The 22088-nt window shown below is 53.2% G+C and carries 18 protein-coding genes and 1 other RNA gene; 13 read left to right on the top strand and 6 right to left on the bottom strand.

The window, feature by feature from the left end; genetic code table 11:
• Positions 1-35 precede the first annotated feature (35 nt).
• Positions 36-1682, bottom strand: coding sequence for a class I fumarate hydratase FumA (fumA, locus tag B880_RS0120270; RefSeq protein WP_017349294.1), 1647 nt, complete (start codon positions 1680-1682; stop codon positions 36-38).
• Positions 1683-1823: 141 nt separating this feature from the next.
• The gene (locus tag B880_RS0120265) at positions 1824-3329 is read right to left on the bottom strand and encodes an anion permease (RefSeq protein WP_017349293.1); all 1506 of its coding nucleotides are present in this window, start codon (positions 3327-3329) and stop codon (positions 1824-1826) included.
• Between the two features lie 539 nt (positions 3330-3868).
• Here B880_RS0120265 and B880_RS0120260 point away from each other — a divergent pair.
• Together B880_RS0120260 and B880_RS0120255 are read left to right on the top strand one after the other, a co-directional pair.
• Positions 3869-6652 carry a flavocytochrome c gene (locus tag B880_RS0120260; RefSeq protein ID WP_017349292.1) on the top strand — a complete coding sequence of 928 codons (2784 nt, stop codon included), beginning with the start codon at positions 3869-3871 and terminating at the stop codon, positions 6650-6652.
• Positions 6645-7619, top strand: a complete 975-nt coding sequence (locus tag B880_RS0120255; protein ID WP_017349291.1) for an FAD:protein FMN transferase — start codon at positions 6645-6647, stop codon at positions 7617-7619. The genes B880_RS0120260 and B880_RS0120255 overlap by 8 nt, the downstream gene beginning before the upstream one ends.
• Here the strand turns inward: B880_RS0120255 and B880_RS0120250 are convergent.
• From B880_RS0120250 to zapA, 3 genes are all read right to left on the bottom strand, one after another.
• The gene (locus tag B880_RS0120250) at positions 7605-8195 is read right to left on the bottom strand and encodes a 5-formyltetrahydrofolate cyclo-ligase (protein ID WP_017349290.1); all 591 of its coding nucleotides are present in this window, start codon (positions 8193-8195) and stop codon (positions 7605-7607) included. The two genes, B880_RS0120255 and B880_RS0120250, sit on opposite strands and share 15 nt — an antisense overlap.
• A gap of 80 nt (positions 8196-8275) precedes the next feature.
• A non-coding RNA gene (ssrS, locus tag B880_RS26230) (6S RNA) lies at positions 8276-8459 on the bottom strand.
• Between the two features lie 39 nt (positions 8460-8498).
• Positions 8499-8828: a cell division protein ZapA gene (gene zapA / locus B880_RS0120245; protein WP_017349289.1), complete on the bottom strand. Its 330-nt coding sequence runs from the start codon at positions 8826-8828 to the stop codon at positions 8499-8501.
• A 170-nt stretch (positions 8829-8998) separates the two neighbouring features.
• On the opposite strand from zapA, the gene B880_RS0120240 reads away from it, so the two are divergent.
• The 8 genes from B880_RS0120240 to trhA all read left to right on the top strand — a co-directional run bounded on the left by B880_RS0120240 (position 8999) and on the right by trhA (position 19140).
• Positions 8999-9577 carry a YecA/YgfB family protein gene (locus tag B880_RS0120240; protein WP_036646526.1) on the top strand — a complete coding sequence of 193 codons (579 nt, stop codon included), beginning with the start codon at positions 8999-9001 and terminating at the stop codon, positions 9575-9577.
• A gap of 52 nt (positions 9578-9629) precedes the next feature.
• The gene (gene pepP / locus B880_RS0120235) at positions 9630-10952 is read left to right on the top strand and encodes a Xaa-Pro aminopeptidase (protein WP_017349287.1); all 1323 of its coding nucleotides are present in this window, start codon (positions 9630-9632) and stop codon (positions 10950-10952) included.
• A complete protein-coding gene (gene ubiH, locus B880_RS0120230) occupies positions 10949-12127 on the top strand; it encodes a 2-octaprenyl-6-methoxyphenyl hydroxylase (RefSeq protein ID WP_017349286.1) in 1179 nt (392 codons plus the stop codon). The genes pepP and ubiH overlap by 4 nt, the downstream gene beginning before the upstream one ends.
• A gap of 13 nt (positions 12128-12140) precedes the next feature.
• Entirely contained in the window at positions 12141-13343 is a 1203-nt protein-coding gene (gene ubiI / locus B880_RS0120225) for an FAD-dependent 2-octaprenylphenol hydroxylase (protein WP_017349285.1), read from the top strand.
• Positions 13344-13752: 409 nt separating this feature from the next.
• The gene (gene gcvT, locus B880_RS0120220) at positions 13753-14853 is read left to right on the top strand and encodes a glycine cleavage system aminomethyltransferase GcvT (protein WP_017349284.1); all 1101 of its coding nucleotides are present in this window, start codon (positions 13753-13755) and stop codon (positions 14851-14853) included.
• A gap of 18 nt (positions 14854-14871) precedes the next feature.
• On the top strand, positions 14872-15261 hold the full coding sequence (gene gcvH / locus B880_RS0120215) for a glycine cleavage system protein GcvH (protein ID WP_017349283.1): 390 nt from the start codon (positions 14872-14874) through the stop codon (positions 15259-15261).
• 93 nt (positions 15262-15354) lie between these two features.
• Positions 15355-18228 (top strand): aminomethyl-transferring glycine dehydrogenase, encoded by a 2874-nt coding sequence (gcvP, locus tag B880_RS0120210; protein WP_026042807.1) that lies wholly within the window; start codon positions 15355-15357, stop codon positions 18226-18228.
• Between the two features lie 258 nt (positions 18229-18486).
• Positions 18487-19140, top strand: coding sequence for a PAQR family membrane homeostasis protein TrhA (trhA, locus tag B880_RS0120205; protein WP_017349281.1), 654 nt, complete (start codon positions 18487-18489; stop codon positions 19138-19140).
• Positions 19141-19188: 48 nt separating this feature from the next.
• Here the strand turns inward: trhA and ygfZ are convergent, their stop codons facing one another.
• Positions 19189-20175 carry a tRNA-modifying protein YgfZ gene (ygfZ, locus tag B880_RS0120200; RefSeq protein WP_017349280.1) on the bottom strand — a complete coding sequence of 329 codons (987 nt, stop codon included), beginning with the start codon at positions 20173-20175 and terminating at the stop codon, positions 19189-19191.
• A gap of 225 nt (positions 20176-20400) precedes the next feature.
• Between ygfZ and sdhE the strand changes: the two genes are divergently transcribed.
• The 3 genes from sdhE to B880_RS0120185 all read left to right on the top strand — a co-directional run bounded on the left by sdhE (position 20401) and on the right by B880_RS0120185 (position 21870).
• Complete coding sequence (gene sdhE, locus B880_RS0120195; protein ID WP_017349279.1) at positions 20401-20667, top strand: FAD assembly factor SdhE; 267 nt, start codon at positions 20401-20403, stop codon at positions 20665-20667.
• On the top strand, positions 20648-21040 hold the full coding sequence (locus tag B880_RS25340) for a protein YgfX (protein WP_017349278.1): 393 nt from the start codon (positions 20648-20650) through the stop codon (positions 21038-21040). Before sdhE ends, B880_RS25340 begins: the two co-directional genes overlap by 20 nt.
• Positions 21041-21213: 173 nt before the next feature.
• A complete protein-coding gene (locus B880_RS0120185) occupies positions 21214-21870 on the top strand; it encodes a hypothetical protein (RefSeq protein ID WP_017349277.1) in 657 nt (218 codons plus the stop codon).
• Positions 21871-22088 lie beyond the last annotated feature (218 nt).

Below are 22088 nucleotides of genomic sequence, written 5' to 3'. Positions count from 1 at the left end.
GAGCGAGGCTTCAGGCCTCGCTCTTTACTTCTGGCTTATTTCACACACTTCGCGCACTGATTCAGACGAATATTCTCAAAGAAGTCTTCCCCTTTATCATCCACCAGAATAAACGCCGGGAAGTTATCCACTTCAATCTTCCACACGGCTTCCATTCCCAGTTCGGCGTACTCCACGCACTCAAGATGACGAATACTCTGTTGTGCCAGCACGGCTGCCGGGCCACCGATGCTGCCCAGATAGAAACCTCCGTGTTTGTGGCAAGCTTCCGTCACCTGGCGGCTGCGGTTGCCTTTAGCCAGCATCACCATACTGCCGCCGTGTGCCTGGAACAGATCAACGTAGGAATCCATGCGTCCTGCGGTGGTCGGGCCTAAAGAGCCAGAGGCGTAGCCTTCCGGTGTTTTGGCGGGGCCCGCGTAGTACACCGGATGATCTTTCATGTACTGCGGCAGACCGTCACCGTTATCAATACGCTCTTTCAGCTTCGCGTGGGCAATATCGCGCGCCACAATAATGGTGCCGCTCAGCGACAGGCGCGTAGAGACCGGGTATTGCGACAGCTGTGCCAGAATATCGGACATTGGGCGGTTGAGATCGACCTGAACCACTTCACCTTCGCCCTGCTGGCGCAATTCGGCAGGAATATACTGGCCTGGATTCTGCTCCAGTTTCTCAATCCAGATCCCTTCGCGGTTGATCTTGGCTTTGATGTTACGGTCGGCAGAGCAGGAAACGCCCATACCCACTGGGCAAGAGGCACCATGGCGCGGCAGACGCACGACGCGAATATCATGGGCGAAATACTTACCGCCAAACTGAGCACCCAGACCAATGTTCTGTGCTTCCAGCAGCAGCTCCTGCTCTAACTGCACATCGCGGAAGGCCTGGCCGTGTTCGTTGCCTTCCGTCGGCAGGCCATCATAGTAGTGGGTAGAGGCCAGCTTAACGGTTTTTAAGGTGCTCTCAGCCGAGGTGCCGCCAATGACAAAGGCGATATGGTAAGGCGGGCAGGCCGCCGTCCCCAGTGAGCGCATTTTCTCTGTCAGGTACTCTTTCAGGCGACCAGGGGTGAGCAGCGCTTTGGTCTCCTGGTAGAGATAGGTTTTGTTCGCCGAACCGCCACCCTTGGCAATGCACAGGAACTTATACTCGTCACCATCCACGCTGTAGAGATCGATCTGCGCGGGCAGGTTGGTGCCGGTGTTGACCTCTTTGTACATATCCAACGCGGCATTCTGCGAATAACGCAGGTTGTCTTCAATAAAGGTGTCATAGACGCCGCGTGACAGTGCCGCTTCATCTCCGCCGCCCGTCCAGACGCGCTGGCCTTTTTTGCCCATGATGATGGCAGTCCCGGTGTCCTGGCAGGTTGGCAGAATACCTTTGGTGGCAATTTCGGAGTTGCGTAAGAACTGGAGGGCAACGTAGCGATCGTTTTCGCTGGCTTCAGGATCGTCAAGAATCGCTGCTACCTGGCGCTGATGCGCGGGACGAAGCATAAATGACGCATCGTGAAAGGCCTGTTTTGCCAGCATCGTCAGCGCCTGTGGCTCTACTTTCAGCACTTCTTCGCCTGCGAATTCTGCGACAGAAACATGATCGCGACTCAGCAGATAATATTCAGTTTCATCCTCGGTAAGAGGGAAGGGGTTCTGGTAATAAAACGGTTTATTCGACATTTTTTTACTCACTGAATGAGAGGTTGCGCCACGGGCGGCAACATCGCTGACGACATTATTGTTTTTTGCCCCCTACAAGAGGGGGCGGAGGGCTATGTTACTCTACTGTTAAGCTTTAGGGGTGTTATTTCCACACAAAGATTAGAACATCATTACCATCCACGGGTAGGCAATCAGCATCAGCGCGCCGAGGAAAATGGCCCCGAAAATGGTCCCTAAACGCCAGTAGTCTGCGGTGGGCAAGTATCCACTGCCGTAGTAAATCGGGCTGGGGCCGGTGCCATATGGGGTGATAATGCCCATCACGCCGAGTGAGGTACACATCATCAGACAGAAGACCGGCATATTGATGCCAGGAATGGAGGCGGCGATGGTCAGCATAGCAGGCAGCAGTGCAGTGGTATGCGCGGTGGTGCTGGCAAACAGGTAGTGCAGCAGATAGAACGCCACCAGGAGCACCACGGCAGAGACCTGCGGATCATAGCCGTGTAACAGCAGCGCACCCTCTTTGCCTAGCCAGGCAATAAAGCCCACGCGCGCAAGACCATCCGCCAGTGCCACCAGCGTGGCAAACCAGGCAAAGGTATTCCACGCCGCCTTGTTGTTGGTGATATCACTCCAGTTCAAAACGCCGGTCCACAGCATCAGCACAATCACCAGCAGGGCGGCCATGGCGGGCTCAATCCAACCGGTGGCGAAAATCCACATCAGTAGCGCGCAGATCACAAACACCAGCAGCAGAATCTCATTGCGTGAAAGCTTGCCCAGCTTTTCCAGCTCACTGTTGGCCCAGCGCGGTACTTCGTCGTTAATTTTGACCTCCGGCGGATAGAACCAGTAAGCCAGCAGCGGCATGGTCAGAATCAGCAGCACCCCTAAAGGCAGAAAGGCGAGGAACCACATACCCCATGAAATATCGAAGCCAATCACGCTCCTCACCAGGGCTAACGCCAGCAGATTGGGGGCCAGGGCAGAGAGGAACATAGAACTGGTGATACAAGCGGCGGTGATCGCCACCCACATCAGATAGGAACCAATTCGACGTGAGCTCGGATCGTTGGGCTTTGAGCCATAGAGTGGTGGGAGGTTGGCGATAATGGGATAAATGGTGCCACCGCTGCGTGCCGTATTCGAGGGGGTAAAGGGGGCTAGCAGCAGGTCGGCAAAAGTAATCGCGTAGCCTAATGTCAGGCTGCGGCGGCCAAGATACTTCACCAGAATCAACGCCAGTCGGCGGCCAAACTGGGTTTTATCGTAGCCCGCGGCAAACATAAAGGCACCGAAAATCAGCCATACCGTCGAGTTGCCAAAGCCACTGACCGCCCACTTAAAGGCCTGACCGGCGGGTTTGAACTTCGGATCGGCTAGTTCAGCCGGGCTAAACAGCAGCCACTGGCTGAACAGGGCAATCACGACGACACCGGTCAGACCGATGACGGCACCAGGTAGCGGTTCGAAAATGAGGCCGATGATGACCCCGACGAAAATGGCGAAGAAGTGCCAGGCATGAGGCTCGAGGCCCGCAGGAACCGGCACCAACAGCAGTAAAACAGCCACCAGAACGGGCAGGAACAACATGATGAGGCGTTTCTTTTTACCCGATGCCGCAGGCGGAGCGGGTTCACGAACAGGCGTTATATTTGTCATGGCAGTATTCTGAAAGTGAGTGAAATAGCATTCGTTCGACGCTGACCTTTTAATTAAAACGCTTTGCAATAAACGGTCATGTCACCCAAAAATGAATGGTAAAAAAATAACTGGAGCTAATGACAATATGATGCGACTTAATACGTGATTAATGTTGATCTGGATCAACAAACCCCCTCGCTGCACTCTCTTTCTACACCGAGTAGGCGTAAAGTAACTCACAGATAAGGCAAGAAATTTCCCAATGCATTGAAAATAAAGGTTATTTGGCTGTATCTTTTTAACTTATTGAAATAAAAGGGTAATTATTGATGTTGCAATAAGGTTAAGCCTAAGAAATTGCATTTAACCCTTATCTGATTAATTAATAGCATTTTTGGAAAAGATTGCCAGTTTGTCACTATAATTATTCCGAGCGATAAACGCCGCTTCTGCACGCCTACAGGTTTTCATCTTTATTTGTTCTCATCGGATCACTCCTTGCAGGGAGAGTTTTCCGGTGGCATTAATCCAGGTTGTTAAATTTTGGAGTTTTGATAATGAATAAACGCACCCCGATTCTGAATCCGCTGACGTTGCCGAATGGTGCTGTACTGAAAAATCGCTTGTTAATGGCACCCATGACAACCTGCACCGGATTTTATGATGGCACAGTGACCAGTGAACTGGTGGACTACTACCGCTCAAGGGCGGGCAGTATTGGTAGCGTGATTGTCGAGTGCTGCTTTATCGATCCCAAAGGACCGGCTTTTCCTGGCGCTATAGCTATCGATAGCGATAACAAAATCTCCGGCTTGGCGAAAATCGCCAGTGCCATAAAGTCCCAGGGCTCAAAAGCCATTTTGCAAATCTACCACGGCGGGCGCATGGTAGAGCCTGAGCTGATTGGCGGGCGCACGCCGGTAGCACCCAGCGCAATTGCCGCTCCAAGAGTCGGTGCGACGACGCCACAGGCGTTAACCGCCGAAGAAGTGGATGTGATGATCACCAAATTTGGTGATGCCGTGAACCGTGCTATTAAAGCAGGATTTGATGGTGTAGAGATCCACGGCGCGAATACCTACCTGATCCAGCAATTCTATTCCCCCAATTCTAACCAGCGCGACGATAAGTGGGGCGGAAGCCGCGACAATCGCGCGCGCTTCCCTCTGGCGGTGCTGGAAATCACTCACAAGATGGCAAGGCGCTTTGCCGATCCGACCTTCATTATTGGCTATCGCTTCTCGCCAGAAGAGCTTGAAGTGCCCGGCATTCGCTTTGATGACACCCTGTACCTGCTGGAGAAACTGGCCGAGCAAGGACTGGATTATGTGCACTTTTCCGTTGGCTCGCTGCTGCGTCCCTCCATTGTCGATACCCAGGACCCCACGCCACTGATTGAAAAATACCGTGCGCAGTGTTCGCCGCTACTGGGGAAAATCCCGGTGATTGGCGTGGGTGGTGTGGTGAATAAGCAGGATGCGGAGCTGGCGTTGGAAAAAGGCTATGACCTGGTGGCAGTGGGTAAAGCCTGTATTGCCTATCCCAACTGGGCCGATCGCATCATCCACAATGAGCAGCTGGAACTGTATATCGACAGCACGCAGCGTGAGGCGCTGCATATTCCTGAACCGCTGTGGCGCTTCTCGCTGGTGGACGCGATGATCCGTGATGTCAGCACCTCTGGGCGTAAATACAAAGCCGGTGTTTATCAGGAAAAAGTGGAAGCCGAGGCGCTGAAGCTAAAAATCAACGTCACGCTGGATACCGACCGCATCACCGACATTCAGATGGTGCCTGATGACACGCTGGATGTGGATTTCACCACCACGTTTACCAGCTTGCGTAACCGCATGCTCGTGGCAAACAGCCCGCATGTTGATGCGATCACGGGGGCGACAACACAGAGTGAAGCGCTGAAAAAAGCCGTCTCCCGCGCGATGTCGACCTCGAATAAAGCCTGGGTCATCGATGAGGGGGGAAATCCACTGGCACCGCAGCAGTTTGATGTGGTGGTGATTGGCAGCGGTGGTGCGGGACTTGCGGCAGCCATTGAGGCACACGATCGCGGGGCGCATGTGGTGGTGATTGAAAAAATGCCGACCATCGGCGGCAACACCATCAAAGCCTCGGTGGGAATGAACGCCGCAGAGACGCGTTTTCAGCAGATCAAAGGCATTGTGGATAGCAAAGAGCTGTTCTACGAAGAGACGCTGCGCGGCGGGAAGAACAAGAATAACCCTGAACTGCTTCATCAGTTTGTTGAACGCGCTCCGGCCGCCATCGACTGGCTGGCAAATCATGACATTGTGCTGGAGGACATCACCATCACTGGCGGTATGAGCATTGACCGTACTCACCGGCCAGCGGATCGCTCCGCGGTGGGAGGCTTCCTGATCAGCGGCCTGGTGAAGAATATTAACCAGCGCGACATTGAGGTGCTGCTGGAGACGGCCGTTGAGGAAATCTTGCTGGAGAATGGCGCAGTCAGCGGCGTACGGGTCGTGGATGAATACAATGATACCCGCATTCTTAACGCGAAAAGTGTGATTGTCGCCACCGGTGGTTTCAGTGCAAACCGGGAAATGGTGGTGAAGTACTGCCCGCAGTTAGACGGTTTTGTTACCACCAACCATAAAGGTGCCACCGGTAGCGGCATAAAAATGCTGGAAAAAATTGGTGCGGGTACGGTGGACATGGGGGAAATCCAGATCCATCCCACGGTAGAACAGACCACATCTTACCTGATCTCCGAGGCGATTCGCGGTGGCGGGGCCATTCTGGTGAGCCAGGCGGGGCAGCGTTTTTATAATGAGATGGAAACTCGCGACAAGGTGTCCGCAGAAATAATCGCGTTACCAGAGAAGAGTGCCTGGATTGTGTTTGATGAACAGGTGAGAAAAAACAACAAAGCAGCCGATGAGTATATCGCCAAAGGTTTTGTCCTTTCTGCACCCACACCGGGCGAGCTGGCAGTGAAACTCAACATGAACCCACTGGCGCTGGAAGCCACGCTGAACCGCTACAACAGTTTCGTGGCGCAGCAGGAAGACGCGGACTTTGGCCGTAAAACCGCACTGCGTCATCCGCTTAATCAGGGGCCGTTCTTCGCGATTCGTATTGCCCCTGGCGTGCATCACACCATGGGCGGTGTGACGATCAATACTGACACCGCGGTACTGGATGAACATCAGCAGGTTATTCCTGGAGCCTGGGCGGCAGGTGAAGTGGTAGGGGGGATTCACGGTGCGAATCGCATTGGCGGGAATGCCGTAGCCGATATCATTATCTTTGGGTTATTAGCGGGCGAAAACGCAGCGGCGCGGGCAAAACAGCATGTATGAGCGGGAGCCGTCTCCAGCGAGCTACAGCGCAGTGCTGATGGGATCGCCAATTGTGCTAAAGCTGACCGGGCACAATGCAACGCTGGCGCAGAATGTGTTTCGCCTGATCGCTCAGCTGGAACAGGTTTTTACCGTCAACCGGGCGCAATCTGAGGTGATGGCGATCAACCATGCTGCAGGTCAGCATCCGGTGGTGGTGAGTGCGCAGGTGTTTAATCTGATCGCGTTGGCAAAGCGCATCAGCCTGCTACCTGCTAGCGCGTTCAACCTCGCCATCGGGCCGTTAGTGAAACGCTGGAAAATTGGATTTCAGGGGGATAGCGTTCCCCCTGCGGATGAAATCGCCGCCTTGCTGCTGCTGACCGATCCGCATCAGGTGATTCTGGACGTGGATGCGCAAACGGTGTTTCTGTCGCAGCCGGGCATGGAGATCGACCTGGGCGCGATAGCCAAGGGTTACATTGCCGACCGGGTATGTGATTACCTGCGCCTGCAACAGGTGTCGCAGGCGCTGATCAATCTTGGGGGCAATGTACACACGCTGGGGAGTGCAACGAATGAGACGGGCTGGGCAATTGGGGTGAAAGCCCCGTTTGCCGCCGCAGAGGCGTTAATTGGCTTTCTTACCGTGAGTGGTCAGTCGGTGGTGACATCGGGTATCTATGAGCGCTATTTCCTGCAAGATAACCACTGTTACCACCATATTCTCGATCCCACTACCGGTTATCCGCTGGACAATGAATTGCTCAGCGTCACCGTGGTGTCCGATAGGTCTATTGATGGCGATATCTACACCACGTTGCTGTACGGCATGGGGATTACGCAAGGATGTACATTTTTGGCGGATAAACCCGGCATCAGCGCACTGTTTGTCACGCGCGATCGCCAGGTGGTTTTATCAGACGCCGATCAGCTGCACTTCACCCTGCTGGATAACCGCTATCAGCTTGCCTCACCAACTCCATAAGTTGGCTGGGGTAATAATGGCGGGCAACGGCACATCCCACGCGGCGACGGGCAGGGTATCAGTGAGCTGGCAGTCATGTGCCAGTCCCACCGGCAAAAAGCCGTGCTGTTGCCAGTTTTGCAGGGTCCGATCGTAAAATCCGCCGCCCATGCCTAAACGTTGCCCCTGACGATCAAAAGCCACCAGCGGCAGCAACATCACATCTAACTGATCCAGTGTGGCCATCTGGGTGATATCCAGCGGTGGCTCTGGGATGCGTAATTTGTTGAGATGCAGTTCAGTCTCAGGGGTAAACAGAATAAACAGCAAATTGCCGGGCGCAAAGGGATGGAGGACGGGCAGGTAAACCTGTTTTTTTTGCTGCCACAGCTTGGCGATTAACGGACGGGTATTGAGCTCACCATCTACCGAGAGAAACACGGCAATACGGTTTGCCTGGCTAATGGGTGCGAAGTTAAGGGCATGTTCTGCCACCAGGTCGGCGGCGGCTTCTTGCTGTTCAGCGCTCAGCGCGCGGCGCAAATGGCGCATATGCTGGCGGATATCCTGACGATCGTGCAAAGAGAGCTGAGACATGATTTTCCGTAATGAGGTCAGTCGCACAATGGCACAACTATAACATGAGAAATACGGAATTAAAGACAGGGTAGGAAGGGGAGATCTCCGAGATGCCGCCGCAGGCTGTAACCCTTGAACCCTTGGTTCAAGGTGAATGTGCCGTCGTAACCATCAGGCTTCTCGGACGGACCGAGCATGCTCACAAGTTACAGAGCGCCACACTCTGTTTTGTTGAAATATCGGCTCAGGGGACTGGCCCGCATGCAAACATCTCAGAGAAAATTTACTTCACCGTCACTCTACCACAGTAACCATGAAGTTTTATTCGAACTTTGTACCCTGGCGATCAGTTATGCGACCTTGCTCAACTAATGCCTGTTCTATCGTCTGCTGCAACATTCGGATACGTTGTTCCATGTTAGCAGCATAATCGCGGGTTTTCACCTTTTCCTGAGCCAGTTCGTGGCAAATATTCAGCGCCGCGATAAACACTAACTGCTCGGTATTGGTGACTCTAGTGCGAACTTTTAAATCTTGCAACCGCTGACTGAGTTCCTCTGCAGCACTGGTGAGTGCTTCCTGCTGCTCAGGAGGACAATTTACTCTCAACGAGCGACCAAAAATCTGAATATCTACTGGTTGTGCAGACATGCCACCTTCCTGACTGAGTACTGCGCCCGCAACGCCCTTACCGTTCAATGGCTTGGGAGGAGGGCAACTATATAGACCCGCGAAATAACTTACAACCCCTTTTCTGGAAACCTTGCGGCACCTGGTGGTAGCATAACACGAACTTATTCTGCCAACGACGATGAATCCTTATGTCTTTACAGAACACCAAACCCGATTACAACGCACTTGCTTCCGTACTCACTCAACAAGGTGTCGGTATGACGCCTGCAGAGATGCATGGCTTACTCAGCGGCATCCTGTGTGGAGGTAACAAAGACAGCAGTTGGAAAACGCTGGTACATGACCTGACCAACGAAGGTCTGGCCTTCCCTCACGCCCTGTCACAGCCGCTGCAAGACCTGCATGCAAATATCGCTAACACGCTGGAAGAAGACGCTTTTCAGTTTCAGATTTTACTGCCGGAAGACAGTGATATCACGGTTTTTGATCGCGCCGATGCGCTAGCGGGCTGGGTCAACCACTTCCTGCTGGGGCTGGGCGTGACGCAACCAAAACTGGATAAAGTCACCGGAGAAACCGGCGAAGCCATTGATGATCTGCGCACCATCGCACAACTCGGCTACGATGAAGATGAAGATCAGGAGGAGCTGGAGCAGTCACTGGAGGAAGTGATTGAGTATGTGCGCGTTGCTGCACTGCTGTGTTATGACACCTTCGCGCAGCAGCAGCCTACGGCACCGGAAGTGCGTAAACCTACGCTGCACTAAGGTCCGGCACCACGGCAGTCAGTTCTCTTAATTTCAACAGGGAGTGCAGAGCATGATTACACTGGAAACCTTCCAGCAACGGCGTCAGGCGCTGTTAGCCAAAATGGCTAGCGGCAGTGCGGCATTGATCTTTGCTGCACCCGAAGTGACCCGCAGCAATGACACGGAATACAACTTTCGGCAAAACAGTGACTTCTGGTATTTCACCGGATTCAATGAGCCGCAAGCGCTGCTGGTGCTGATTAAGAGTGATGAAAACCATAACCATAGCGTGCTGTTTAACCGCGTGCGCGATCTCACCGCTGAGATTTGGTTTGGCCGCCGTTTGGGCCAGGATGCTGCGCCAGCGCGATTAGGCGTTGATCGTGCTCTGCCGTGGGATGATATTCAAGAGCAACTCTACCAACTGCTCAACGGGCTGGATGTGGTCTATCACGCTCAGGGCCAGTACGCCGAGGCTGACGAGCAGGTGAATGGCGCGTTGGATAAACTGCGGCGCGGCTTCCGCCAGAACCTGAAAGCCCCTGCAACACAAACCGACTGGCGTCCCTGGGTGCATGAAATGCGCCTGTTTAAGGATGCCGAAGAGTTAGAGATTCTGCGCCGCGCAGGAAAAATCAGTGCGCTGGCCCATACGCGAGCGATGGAAAACTGCCGTCCAGGCATGTACGAATATCAGCTTGAGGGGGAAATCCATCATGAATTCTCCCGTCACGGTGCGCGTTTCCCCTCCTACAACACGATTGTGGGTGCGGGAGAAAATGGCTGCATCCTGCATTACACCGAAAATGAAAGCGAAATGCAGGATGGCGACCTGGTTCTGATTGACGCCGGCTGTGAGTTTCACGGCTATGCCGGGGATATCACCCGCACCTTCCCGGTCAACGGTAAATTTACCCCTGCACAGCGTGAAATCTATGACATCGTGCTGGCATCGCTTTATAAGGCGCTGGCGCTGTATCGTCCTGGCGTAAGCATTCGCGAAGTGAACGACGAAGTTGTACGTATTATGGTTACCGGGCTGGTCGCGCTAGGCATATTGCAGGGTGATGTGGAAACGCTTATGGCAGAAAACGCCCATCGCCAGTTCTACATGCATGGACTGGGTCATTGGTTGGGACTGGATGTGCATGATGTCGGTGACTACGGCACTCCAAGCCGCGATCGCCTACTGGAACCCGGAATGGTATTAACCGTAGAGCCAGGCTTGTACATCGCGCCTGATGCGGATGTTCCGGCTCAGTATCGTGGTATCGGGATTCGTATTGAAGATGACATCGTGATCACCGCAACGGGCAATGAAAACCTGACCGACAGCGTAGTCAAAGACGCAGACGCAATTGAGGCATTAATGGCAGCGGCAAAACAGGCATGAGTATAATTATTGCGGGCGGCGGTATGACGGGGGCCACGCTGGCTCTGGCGATCTCCCATTTGACCGGTGGAAAACTGCCGGTCACGCTGATTGAGCGTCATCAACCTGAAAGCCGAAGCCATCCTGGTTTTGACAGCCGGGCGATTGCGCTAGCCGCCGGGACTTGCCAGCAGTTGATGAATATCAATCTCTGGTCTGCTATTGCCCCTTACACTACAGCGATCACCGATGTTCACGTCTCGGATCGCGGCCATGCGGGTTTTGTTTCAGTCAATGCTGAAGAGTATGGCATTCCGGCATTAGGGCAGGTGGTAGAGCTGTTCGACGTAGGCCAGCAGCTGTTTCATCGTTTAAAGCAGGCTCCGGGAGTCACTTTACGTTGCCCCGACCATGTGGTCTCCAGCCAGCGAACTCAGGACAGCGTCACGGTTCAGCTCGCTAGCGGCGAGCAACTTACGGGGCAGCTACTGGTTGCGGCGGATGGCTCACGTTCTACGCTGGCAGCACAGTGTGGTATTAGTTGGCAGCAGGATGACTATCAGCAAGTGGCTTTGATTGCCAACGTCACGACGCAACAGCCGCATCAGGGGCGCGCGTTTGAACGCTTTACCGCAAACGGCCCATTGGCCCTGTTGCCGATGAGCAATAACCGCCTTTCACTGGTATGGTGTCATCCTGTCAGCGCCCACGCTGAAATTGCGGCCTGGGATGAAGCGACTTTCTTACACCAGCTGCAACAGGCGTTTGGCTGGCGGCTGGGGCGTTTTGTGGCCACCGGACAGCGTGAAATCTATCCGTTAGCGCTGACCACGGCTTCACAACAGGTTTCACACCGTTTGGCGCTAGTAGGGAATGCGGCACAGACGCTACACCCGATTGCCGGGCAGGGCTTCAACCTCGGCCTGCGTGATGTGATGTCGCTGGCAGAGACGCTGGCAGCGGCCTATCGACAACAGCAAGATCCCGGTAGCTACAGCGTATTGCAACATTATCAACAGCGGCGTGCGGACGATCGCTCAACCACCATCGCATTAACCGATGGCTTGGTCAGGCTGTTCGCGAACCGCTACACGTCGCTGGTCGTAGGACGTAATCTGGGATTAATAGCGATGGACAACCTTCCGTGGCTGCGAAGTCTCCTCGCTGAGCGTACGCTTGGCTGGGTTAAGCGATAACTAAGAGGCACCAATGCAAACTTTTGATGTGGCCATCGCAGGTGGTGGAATGGTCGGGCTGGCTGTTGCCTGTGGATTACAGGGCAGCGGGCTGCGCGTAGCGGTACTGGAACAGGCTCCAGAGCCCACGTTTGATGCCACCTCAGCACCCTCAGTGCGGGTTTCTGCCATCAATGCGGCCAGCGAGCGCTTACTGCAAAAGCTCGATGTGTGGTCACAAATTCTGGCAAGCCGTGCGACTGCTTATCACGGTATGGAAGTCTGGGATCAGGACAGCTTTGGTTCGATCTCTTTTGATGATGACCAGCAAGGTCTGACCCACCTGGGTCATATCATTGAAAATCCGGTGATCCATAGCGCGTTATGGCAACGTGCCAGCGCTTGCAGTGACGTCACCTTGATTTCATCGACTCAGTTGCAGCAGGTGGCCTTCGGTGAGAACGACGCCTTCGTCACTTTGCAGGACGGTTCGATGTTAACCGCGCGCCTGCTGGTGGCCGCAGACGGTGCCAACTCCTGGCTACGTGATAAAGCGGACATTCCTCTGACATTCTGGGATTACGACCATCATGCACTGGTTGCCAACATCCGCACTGACTTGCCACATGATGCGGTAGCGCGTCAGGTGTTCCACGGTGACGGCATTCTGGCTTTCCTGCCAATGCATGATCCACACCTCTCGTCTATTGTCTGGTCACTGTCACCGCAGGAAGCCACTCGCTTGCAGAGCATGCCAGAAGCGCTGTTCACGCAGCAGCTGTCAGTGGCTTTTGATATGCGTCTCGGTTTATGTCATCTGGAGAGTGAACGGCAGACGTTCCCACTGATGGCCCGCTATGCGCGTAATTTCGCGGCACATCGTCTGGCATTAGTCGGCGATGCCGCTCACACCATCCATCCTCTGGCAGGACAGGGCGTCAATCTCGGGTTTATGGATGCGGCAGAGTTGATTGGTGAAATTCGCCGTCTGCACCAGGAAGGCAAAGACATTGGACAGCATCTGTATCTGCGCCGCTATGAGCGGACGCGTAAGCACAGCGCTGCGCTGATGCTGGCCAGTATGCAGGGGTTCCGCGAGCTGTTTGCTGGCGTTAATCCAGCGAAAAAGCTGTTGCGCGATGTCGGGCTCAAGCTGGCAGACACCCTGCCAGGCGTGAAGCCTATGATGCTCAAACAGGCGATGGGCCTGAACGATCTGCCGCACTGGCTGCGTTAATTTCCTCCCTTCTGGCGGGGCGCCTCCCGCCGTTTTACCCCTTTTGCACTGAAACAAAGCATCACTGCACCAGCGTGACGCTTCGTTTGATTTATTCTAATTTTACGCACTCATTCGCATTACATTTTCTAATTCGAAATAGCGAATATAAAAACAGGCTCCTACTTTTATCTGGAATCCACATCCCATTTTTGCTGGTTAAAAGGTGTTTTTCCTCCCATTTGATGTGATTTACTTCCTGTTTTTGGTTAATCACGCTGATTTGCCGTTTTCCTGCCTCAAGTGCTGTGTCAGGATTCGACCTCATTCTGCTTATGGTTTCGCGTCGCTTTCAGTGGTAGTTTCAGCAGAAGAGAGAACGTTTGCGTCGCTTGTGTTTAGCGCCGCCCCGGTGAATTGAGGATGATGAATGACTCAGCAAACTCCGTTGTTCCAGCAGCACAAAGCCAGTGGTGCGCGTATGGTCGATTTTCACGGCTGGATGATGCCCCTGAGCTACGGTTCACAAATTGATGAACATCACGCCGTGCGCAATGACGCGGGCGTATTTGATGTTTCTCACATGACTATTGTCGATTTGCAGGGTGCCCGTACGCGCGAATTCCTGCGCTATTTGCTGGCAAATGACGTGGCCAAACTGACCCAACCGGGCAAAGCCCTGTACAGCGGGATGCTCAATGCCTCCGGCGGCGTCATTGATGACTTGATTGTCTATTTCCTCGCAGAGAACGCCTTCCGCCTGGTGGTCAACTCCGCCACACACGACAAAGATTTGGCCTGGATCGCCCAGCACGCCAGCGCGTTTGGCGTTGAAATCACAGAGCGTACCGATCTGGCGATGGTGGCAGTACAAGGACCCAACGCCAAAGCCAAAGTCGCCACCCTGCTGACGGATGAACAACGTGCGGCTGTCGCCGGAATGAAGCCCTTTTACGGCGTACAAACCGGTGAGCTGTTTATCGCTACTACTGGCTATACCGGTGAAGATGGCTACGAAATTGCATTGCCCAACGATCAGGTTGAAGCGTTCTGGCAGCAGCTGTTAGCCGCAGGCGTTAGCCCTGCCGGCCTCGGCGCACGCGATACGCTGCGTCTTGAAGCGGGAATGAATCTCTATGGCCAGGACATGGACGAAGGTATTTCGCCGCTCGCGGCCAACATGGGCTGGACCATTAGCTGGGAGCCTGCGGAGCGTGATTTTATCGGTCGCGCTGCGTTAGAAGCACAGCGGAAACAGTCCGTAGATAAACTGGTTGGGCTGGTGATGCAGGAAAAAGGCGTGCTGCGCAGCGGTACTCAGGTGCGCTTCACGGATGCCAGCGGTACACCGCAGCAAGGGGTTATCACCAGCGGCACCTTTTCACCTACGCTCGGCTACAGCATTGCCTTTGCCAGAGTGCCCGCAGGCGTTGGCGATCGCGCTATAGTTGAGATTCGCGGTCGTGAAATTGCGGTCAGCGTAACCAAACCCGTTTTTGTCCGGGCCGGTAAACCGGTCCCGCAATCATAGCGTTAAGGAGCAACAGAAATGAGCAATGTCCCAGGCGATTTAAAATACACCGAAGAGCATGAGTGGGTGCGTAAAGAAGCAGACGGTACTCTGACAGTAGGTATTACCGACCATGCGCAGCAATTGCTGGGTGATGTGGTCTATCTCGATTTCGACACCGTAGGCAAAAAACTGAAAGCTGGAGATGAAGTCGGCAACGTTGAGTCAGTGAAAGCTGTTTCCGATATTTTTCTGCCGGTAAGTGGTGAAATTCTGGAAAAAAATGAGGATCTGGAGGCCGATCCTGACCTGCTTAACCAGGAACCTTATGGCGATGGCTGGATCTTCAAACTGAAGCCAGATGATGCTGCTAGCTTTGATGGCCTGTTAAGCGCGGAAGCTTATAAAAAGCTGGTAGACACTGAATAAGCTTAAAGTAGGTAGGTTGTCACGGCCTGTCAGACAGGCCGTATCATTTGTTTGCTGTCACTGTTTTTCGTTCCGACCAGGATGTAAATGCTCATGACTAAAACGCTAAATCAGCTCGAAAATGCCACTGCCTTTGTTGCTCGCCATATTGGCCCAACACCTGCTCAACAGGCGACCATGTTAGATACTATTGGGGCCAGTTCTCTGGAGTCGCTTATCTCCTCGCTGGTCCCGGCTGATATTCAGCTACCAGGCCCACCAGCGATTGGTGAATCAGCAACCGAGCAGCAGGCGCTGGCTGAACTCAAGGCGATTGCCAGTCAGAATCAGCGTTATAAATCCTGGATCGGCATGGGCTACAGTGCAGTGGTTACACCGCCGGTAATTTTACGCAACCTGCTGGAGAATCCAGGCTGGTACACCGCTTATACCCCCTACCAGCCTGAAGTTTCTCAGGGGCGTCTGGAAGCTTTACTCAATTTCCAGACCCTCACGCTGGACCTCACCGGACTGGATATCGCCTCCGCTTCATTACTGGATGAAGCGACGGCTGCAGCCGAATCGATGGCGATGGCGAAGCGCGTCAGCAAACTCAAAACCGCCAATAAATTCTTTATTGCTGACGATCTGCATCCGCAGTCGCTGGATGTGGTGCGCACTCGTGCGGCCACCTTTGGTTTTGAGCTGATTATCGACAGTCCCGAGAAAGCGCGGGATCACCAGGATCTGTTTGGCGTGCTATTACAACAGGTTGGCACCAGCGGTGAAGTGCATGACTACCGTGACCTGATTACCAGCCTGAAAGAACGTGGCGTCATCGTCAGCGTAGCCGCTGATTTTATGGCACTGATCCAACTGGAAGCCCCGGGCAAATTCGGGGCAGACATCGTGTTTGGTTCCGCTCAACGTTTCGGCGTGCCGATGGGCTATGGCGGACCTCACGCTGCATTCTTTGCCAGCCGCGATGAGTATAAACGTGCGATGCCAGGCCGAATTATTGGCGTTTCACGCGATGCCGCGGGCAACACCGCTCTGCGCATGGCAATGCAGACGCGTGAGCAACATATCCGCCGTGAAAAAGCGAACTCCAATATCTGTACTTCACAGGTTTTGCTCGCCAATATTGCCGGGATGTACGCGGTCTATCATGGCCCGGAAGGGTTGCAGCGGATCGCCGGGCGCATCCATCGCCTGACCTCGATTCTGGCTGCTGGCTTACAGGCTGCGGGCCTGAAACTCCGTCATCAGCAGTGGTTTGATACGATCACCGTTGAAGTGGCTGACAAGGCCGCTGTACTTAACCGTGCGTTGAGTTTTGGCGTCAACCTGCGTACTGATATTCATCATGCCGTTGGGGTTACGCTGGATGAAACGACCTCGCGCGAAGACGTGTTGGCGCTGTTTGCCATTCTGCTGGGAGATGCGCACGGGCAAGATATCGATACGCTGGATGCACAAGTCGCTGCCGCAGAACCTGTGATTCCGCAGGCGATCCAGCGCCAACAGGCGTTTTTGACCCATCCGGTATTTAATCGCTATCACAGTGAAACCGAGATGATGCGCTACATGCACAGCCTGGAGAAAAAAGATCTGGCGCTGAATCAGGCCATGATCCCGCTCGGCTCTTGCACCATGAAACTCAATGCCGCAGCGGAGATGATCCCGATTACCTGGCCGGAATTTGCAGAACTGCATCCGTTCTGCCCGGCGGAGCAGGCAACGGGTTACCTACAGATGATCAGCCAGCTTTCGCAATGGCTGGTACAGCTCACCGGCTATGATGCTCTCTGTATGCAGCCGAACTCCGGCGCGCAGGGGGAGTATGCTGGCCTGCTGGCGATTCGACGCTACCACGAAAGCCGTGGTGAAGGCCGTCGCCATCTCTGCCTGATCCCCGCTTCAGCGCACGGCACAAACCCCGCTTCCGCACAGATGGCAGGGATGGATGTGGTGGTGGTGGCCTGTGACAAACAGGGCAATATCGATCTCCATGACCTGCGCGCCAAAGCGGAGCAGGCGGGTGAAGCCCTCTCCTGCATCATGGTGACCTATCCTTCGACGCATGGCGTTTATGAAGAGACCATTCGTGAGGTATGCCAGATCGTGCACCAATACGGCGGCCAGGTTTACCTTGACGGTGCCAATATGAATGCGCAGGTGGGGATCACCACGCCGGGCTACATTGGTGCCGACGTTTCACATCTTAACCTGCATAAAACCTTCTGTATTCCACACGGCGGCGGTGGGCCAGGCATGGGGCCGATTGGCGTAAAAGCGCATCTGGCACCTTTTGTACCGGGCCATAGCGTTGTGCAAATTGACGGCATGTTAACCCAGCAAGGCGCGGTATCCGCTGCGCCGTTTGGCAGTGCGTCTATTCTGCCCATTAGCTGGATGTATATTCGTATGATGGGCGCACAGGGACTGCGTCAGGCCAGTTCGGTGGCTATTCTCAATGCCAACTATATTGCACGTCGTCTGCAATCCGCCTATCCGATCTTGTACACCGGGCGTGATGGTCGTGTGGCGCACGAATGCATCCTGGATATTCGCCCACTGAAAGAACAGACCGGCATCAGCGAACTTGATATTGCTAAGCGTCTGATTGATTACGGCTTCCATGCGCCAACCATGTCGTTCCCGGTACCGGGTACATTGATGGTTGAGCCTACTGAATCCGAAGCGAAGCCAGAGCTAGACCGCTTCATTGACGCGATGCTGGCGATTCGCATGGAGATCGACCGTGTTGCTGATGGTGAATGGCCGAAAGACGATAACCCGCTGGTAAATGCACCGCATACGCAGCGTGAAATCGTTGGCGACTGGCAACATGCCTATAGCCGCGAACTGGCGGTCTTCCCGGCAGGCAGTGAAAATAAATACTGGCCAACGGTGAAACGGCTGGACGATGTGTTCGGTGACCGTAACCTGTTCTGCGCCTGCGTGCCGATGAGCGATTATCAGTAATTTGCTTTTACTCCCCTGATTTATCAGGGATAAAAAACAGCGGGCAGCATCGTGACAGCGATGCTGCCCGCATTGTTTCCCACGCCACTTTCCATCATCCGCTGCAATTTTACCTTCATCCACAACGGCTATTCTAATCAGGTTGAGCAGTAACAAGCATTCATAATTTAATTTAAGCGTACAAGTGTACTCTGAAATAATTCTTCGCTACTCTGTTGTGCAGAAAATCCCCAACAACTGCGGCAGGACGTAATTGTTATGACAGAAAACCGTTTAATCGCCCGTGGATACTCGCTGGCCGAGGAGATTGCCAACAGCATCAGTCACGGTATTGGCTGTGTGTTTGGCATTGTCGGTCTGGTGTTACTGCTGACTCAGGCCACTGAGATGCGCGCGGATATCACTGCTATCACCAGTTACAGCCTCTACGGCGGCAGTATGATTTTGCTGTTTCTCGCGTCGACGCTGTATCACGCTATCCCGCATCAGCGGGCAAAAATATGGCTGAAAAAATTTGACCACTGTGCCATCTACTTACTGATTGCCGGCACCTATACCCCGTTCTTGCTGGTGGGGCTCAAGTCACCGCTAGCCCATGGGTTGATGGTGGTGATCTGGGGGCTGGCACTGCTGGGGATCATCTTCAAGCTGACGATTGCCCATCGCTTTAAGGCACTCTCGTTAATCACCTATCTGGGGATGGGATGGCTGTCGCTGATTGTCATTTATCAACTGGCGACCCGGCTTTCTGCGGGTGGCGTGTGGCTGCTGGCTGCGGGTGGAATTGTCTATTCGCTGGGGGTGATCTTCTATGTGGCGCGCCGCATCCCTTATAACCACGCGATCTGGCACGGGTTTGTGCTGGGTGGCAGCATCTGCCATTTCTGCGCCATTTACTTCTATGTGAATTAAATGGTTTTATTCACACCGCTGGTTGAAGCAGCGGTGTGAATTGTCCGGTTAACCTTCAGACAGTGAATACGGCAGTGGTTGAATGGTCAGTTTGCTGGTTTCATCTCCTTCCACCCGTAACACACTCTCTGCTTCCAGATCGTTATTCAGTACGACCTGCACCCAAACCGTGCCGTCATCCAGTTGTACTGCTGTGAGTACAGTACCGGTGCGACGCCATCTTTCACCCAGTTGCAACTCCAGCGAATCCGCTGCCGCAGGCACGCGTGAAGCGCTGCCCGCCAGCCAGTAAAGGGCGCGTTTGTTGGCACCACGGTACTTAGCTCGTGCCACCATCTCCTGGCCGCTGTAACAGCCTTTCTTGAAGCTGATGGCATCCAGGGCTTGCAGGTTGGTTGCCTGCGGCAGCAACTGCTCGCTGTTAGCCGGTTCTATCACCGCAATCCCGGCTTCAATCTCCAGTGCCAGCCACTGCTGGCTGTCGTTGAGCTGCGCATCATCGGCCAACGCAACCTGTAGCGCTTTGGCCTGATCTTCCGTAGTGACAACCAGGAAACGCTCTGCGGGGTGTTCGAACCACAAAATGGTAGTGTCACCCAGTTGGACTACCGGTGTCGTGCTGTCCGGCAAGGTGGTGAACAGCTTGCTTAGCGCGGCACGGGCCTGAAAACCGGCTACGCCCAGCAGGGTGGCTTCATCGTCTGGCAACAGTGTGACTTTTGCGAATACCGCATATTTCTTCAGTTCTGCGAGCTGCTTTTCGCGCAGTTCGCGGCGCACCAGATAGGCAAACCCTTCGCCACGATGGAACAGGCGCAGTGAACTCCACATTTTGCCTTTGGCATCGCAGTGTGCGGTAGGGCGGTGCTGATTGCTTTCCAGCGCGGCAACGTCCAGCGTCAACTGGCCTTGCAGATAGCTGGTGCTGTCTTTGCCCTGCACTGAAACCAGTGCCCAGCCCTCAAGAGAAATCAGCGTGAGTGGCAGACGAGCCGCCGCCGCTGGCTGACGTGGCGGTAAGGTAAAAATGGTCATAGGGATATCCTGATTCCAGTGATTCTTCCGAAATAGTGCTTCAATGTTAAAAGAGCGCTCTGGCTTTGCAACTGCTTTACGGAATCTGGCGCACAAATCGCGTGATAACCCTGCTCACTGTGGCGCTGCTGTTGCAGCAGACCGCGCAAAGCCCTTCTGTATGTCTACATATTGCATAAAACCAGGTTACACTAACGCCACTTTTTGCACTGTGGAAGCTGACAGATGGATATTCACGAAAAATCGCGTATTCAGTGGGCTTGTCGTCGCGGCATGTTGGAGCTGGATGTGGCGATTATGCCGTTCTTTCGCTACGAGTTTGACGGCCTGGACGATACCGATAAGCAGGTATTTGTAGCATTGTTAAAGAGTGACGATCCGGACCTGTTCAACTGGATGATGGATCACGGCGAGCCAGCCGACCCCGAGCTAAAACGTATGGTGAAGTTGATTCAGCAGCGTAATCGCGCACGTGGCCCAGTGGCAATGTAATCTACGCCTCTCGCGTCGCGCTGCCTGGCTTCAGCGGCTGCTGTTTAGCAGCCTGCTGTGCAGCATTATGGCGGCGGCCTGTTCTTCCTTTTGGTGGCTATTACTTATTCCGCCAGTGGTCTATGAAGGATATATCTGTTCCCGTCATCGGCAACAATACTGCGGTATTCTGGCACGTGAAGATCATATTTACTGGCGCTGGCAATATAAACGCTGGCAGATAATCCATCCGCCACGCTGGCTACCCTGGGCGGTATTATTACAGCTGCAAAATGAAAACGGAAAAACGTTACGCTTCTGGCTACATGAAGATGCCATGACACCCCGCGACTGGCGCACGCTGCGCGCCGCCTGTTTTAGCGATGAACTTTAATGAATAAATAACCACAGTGGCGCATGTTTTATTTAAATACGTAACCTGTTCTCGTTATTGATTGTCAAAAATTGTGGTGTGGAATAAAGACGATTCTTGACGTTTCTTTGGTTTATTTTTTTAAAATTTTGACGTTAGAATTTGATCTCAAACTTTTCCACCTGGAAGCAAGAATGAGTTCATATATTGAAATTGCGAAAAGAATTGCAGGGATCATAAACTCACCCGAGCTAGAAGTCGGTATAATGATGGGGGTGCTATCTGTTCCAAAGGATTTAGCCTACATGGCGTACGGGTTTATTGATACAGAAAGCCGCTCATTGAGACAAAGTGAAAAAATTCGAATGGCTAATGCTATCCGATACGGAATACTAGAGAGTGAAAATTTTAGGAAGAGTATTGAAATTATATTTTGCATCTTTAAGCGCTATTTGACCGATAAAGAACAAGATAGTGCTACAGGAGATATCACTGGTACTTTTATCGGTAGGATGCTAACTAATTTAGTTTTGTCATCTCGTTTGACAAATGCAATTGCTGTGAAGAATAATGCATTATACAGAGGTGGGGCAGTTGTTCTTGGGAATATACTGTTGGTTGGTGGTATGGCAGACCGAAGTATTTACACTTCCCAACGTTTGCAACGCTTCAATCCAGAAGTATGGAATGCTTTGCATCTTAAGGATTTTGATTTGCTTTACTTTTTAATTGAACCAGCCGTACAGCCCTTCGTGGAAGCTTTATACGTAAGAAGAACTCAGGGGCCTGAAGCTTTCGAAAAAATAATTTCTTTAGCAGAAGAACTCATCAATGGTAAAAAATCTTGCTAAGTCTTTCTCTAAAATTTTCGGTTACTTTTTACTTGAACTTCTGGCTGGGCTGCTTGGGACGATATGGTTTTGGTTGAGTTTGTTTTGGTTGTTATATCTCGATACTTGGCTAGAACGGATCATTTACATAGGCATTACGGTGTTTATTGTGTACCTGATGCTTAAATATCTTGATAAACGTTTCCCACACAGCTATCGAGATTAGCCCTAAATTCTGT

Source organism: Pantoea sp. A4 (genome assembly GCF_000295955.2).
GTDB lineage: Bacteria > Pseudomonadota > Gammaproteobacteria > Enterobacterales > Enterobacteriaceae > Pantoea > Pantoea multigeneris.
Note: the sequence above shows the minus strand (reverse complement) of the source record. Positions and strands in the feature narration are given on the sequence as shown.